Here is a 3055-nt window from a genome sequence, read left to right on the forward strand (position 1 = left end):
ACCGGACGGTCATGGATCAAGGCAACTTTCAAGCCTTGTTCGGCAGCAGCAATCGATGCAGCACAGCCGGCAATGCCACCCCCAACAACCACCAGATCATATTTCTCAATCTTTTCAGGAACACTTGGCTCCTCCAATCTATCAGCACGCCATTTATTCAGCTCGGCCGTTTCGCCGGGTAGTTTCTCGCCTTCATCCATGGTCAGGTAAATGGCATCACAGCGTCCTTCAAATCCTGTCAAATCCTTAAGAGAGATTTGCTTCGTTCCCTTTCCAAGTTGAATTTCGCCGGCATATTCCCAGTTCCATTCCGGGTTAAGCCCCAAGGTCCGTTCAAGCGTTTGACCATCAATAAGCAAGTGAAACCTCCCCGGAGCCTCCCAATTCCCGGGAACCCAATTTTTAGTGCGTACCCACACATGATAGGACCCCGGTTTGCGAATCGTGAATGTCGTTGAAGCATCTTTCACCGGCTTTCCCATGCCATGTGCTAAAAGGTAAGGTGATCCCATCTGCTCAACAAACTGGGGATCAACCACCCATCCACCTTTATTGGTAAAGCTTTCAGCCTCAATTAAGATCGACTGTGCTTTGACTCCCGCGATTGCGGTTAGCATGAAAATAACTGCCACGAATATCTTTTTTATCATCATGATCTAATTTTTAGTTTCAATCTTCATTTCGTTTCCAATTAACTTTCCTCCGGATACCATCAACGAGATTTCTCCGGACTTCTCCGTTGATTCAATCACAGCAACTATTTTCCCGTTAAACGCGCGCATATAATTAGAGGAAAAAGAAGTTCGACACAACTTAGAAAACTGGCTGATTAAGTGTAATTTCCAATATCGTAACTGCCGGACTTTCGCTATAATCTACGCCATTTATTGTAACCGTATTGTTCTCATTTCTCACCCAAGTGAGTTCTTCTCCGCTGAATAGATTAACCACTTTGCTGACCGTTTTATCTCCCAATGACTGGGTCGTAAAAGTCCCTGAATTCAACGCCCGGTATCCCTCATAAATATGGCAGTAAATTTTATTATCCTTGAAAGTAAAACCATATTCGCCAAAAAGAGGCTGCCATGGACCACCTGTTGTGCCAAAAATCGCTTTTCCAACTACATCTAACCAACTCCCCACCTCTAGAAGTACCTCTTGCTGATTTTGAGGAATCACTCCTTCTCTATCAGGCGCTACATTGAGTAGCAGGTTCATATTCCTTACAGCACAATTAGATAAGAAACCGACCACTTCTTCAAAGCTAAAGATTGGTCTGTCAGGCCTATATCCCCATCCTCCTTTTTGAAGAGAGACGCATTTTTCTTCAAGCTGCTCAAAACGAATATCCCCTGTCGTCTTTGAGCCACCTTCTTCACCGTGAACATCGCCAATCCAAGAAAAGCGTTCGTTCACCAACATATCGGGTTGGTATTTTCTCACCAATCCCATGATTCCAAGAGCTTTCCCAGTGTCATTATCTCTTGTAATGTACTTCTCTTTTATAGGCCATTCATTGTCAGGATTTTGATATTTACCAGGATCCCAAAAGTAGCGTTCCATTTCATGATCTACAGTTTGACCAAGCCATCCGCCGTCCCAAAACATATAATCTATTTGGCCATAATCTTTCAAAAGAGTGGTAACCTGTTCATAAACTTCTTCTTTCATGTCTCGTGCATCTGATTTGTGCCAGGCAGCAGTTTTATAGCCCCAGACATTTGGTTTAGCATCTTCTCCGGTTACGTCATAATATCCCGGATAACGCCAGCTCATAGGTGAATAATACATTCCTACGTGAAGGCCCGAAGCTCTAACTGCAGTAACGTATTCTTTTATTAAATCTCTTCCTAAGTCCTTTTGACTGGTCCAGGAATAAGGATGTTTACTGTCAAAAAGCGAGTAGCCATCATGATGCCTCGAGGTTAAGACCATATATTTCATACCTGCTTTATTTGCCAGATCGGTCCATTGCGAAGCATCAAATTTAGAAGCAGTAAAACCCTTTTCCGGATCTCTTGCTTTTCGTTGGTAGAACTCATGCCCCCAAGCCTGATCGTGTCTTACCCATTCGGCACCTTCATCCATAGCCGCGTAAACGCCCCAATGGATAAACATCCCAAATCGATTATTTTGGAACCACTCTACTTTTTCATCAGGTAATTGGGCTACACCGCCTTCGTCTTTAATCCCTCTTTCAGGAATATTTACAAATTCCTGAAGCTTTGGCTCGAGTGCTTCTCCAAGGTAGGTTAATTGTATATCGTCTGCGTAGCCATGACCATGTCCAAATAAATGAGCAATGGAGATAACTAATTTTTCAGTAACAAAAGCAGTTTGAAAATCGATACTCACTTTGGTATAATCGGGTAATGCAATGGATACTGCATTTTCGGGGCCTCCATAATCACTCACTTGAAGTTGTACCTCTTCTGCGCCTGTATTTGTTTTAAGATAAGCTGTTAATCTATAAAGACTATTTGGTTTTACCATAACTTCTTGCAAACAAAAGCCTCTCCCGGGACCAACTTTTACTGCGTATTGCCCGGAAAAAGCATCTTCTGTAATAGAAGCATGCCTGGTTTTCCAATGCTGATTCCAGCCTTGTAAATTTCCCGTTTCAAAACCTGCATTGGTAACTAAATCAGGTTCTTCCTGGGTGAATTCCGAATTTGATGCAATTATTGTTAAAAATTCAGCCTTTGCGATTAATCCACCAAAAATGATGAATGACACAAGGCATAATAATGACAACACTTTCTTTTTAATGCTCATGATAATAAGCTTTAATGATGATAGGATATTCTTTGTTTTCTGCTTTTTCCTGAAAAAACCCTCACATAATCCACTTCATATTTAAGCGGAAACTGGGAACTGGAAGGATCTCCTCCATTGGACCCTATAGCCAGATTAAGAAGGATATAGTGGGGCTGTCGGAAGGGATTAAAACCATCTTCGTAATCAGCTTCACTCAGGTCAATTTCATTCAGGAAGCGCTCATCCAGGTAGAGCCGGATAAAATCTTCTGTCCAGTGCATCTTCCACACATGGAATT

Annotated in this window: 3 protein-coding genes; all 3 read right to left on the reverse strand. The window is 42.4% G+C overall.

Annotated features, from left to right (window positions below):
• A partial coding sequence (locus AAC033_RS18820; RefSeq protein ID WP_339741064.1) for an FAD-binding protein occupies window positions 1-653 on the reverse strand: 653 nt, incomplete at its 3' end.
• A 160-nt stretch (window positions 654-813) separates the two neighbouring features.
• Window positions 814-2775: an alpha-L-fucosidase gene (locus AAC033_RS18825; RefSeq protein WP_339741065.1), complete on the reverse strand. Its 1962-nt coding sequence runs from the start codon at window positions 2773-2775 to the stop codon at window positions 814-816.
• A gap of 11 nt (window positions 2776-2786) precedes the next feature.
• The coding region (locus AAC033_RS18830; RefSeq protein ID WP_339741067.1) for a family 16 glycosylhydrolase at window positions 2787-3055 on the reverse strand (269 nt) is incomplete at its 5' end.

The organism is uncultured Sunxiuqinia sp., assembly GCF_963974515.1.
GTDB lineage: Bacteria > Bacteroidota > Bacteroidia > Bacteroidales > Prolixibacteraceae > Sunxiuqinia.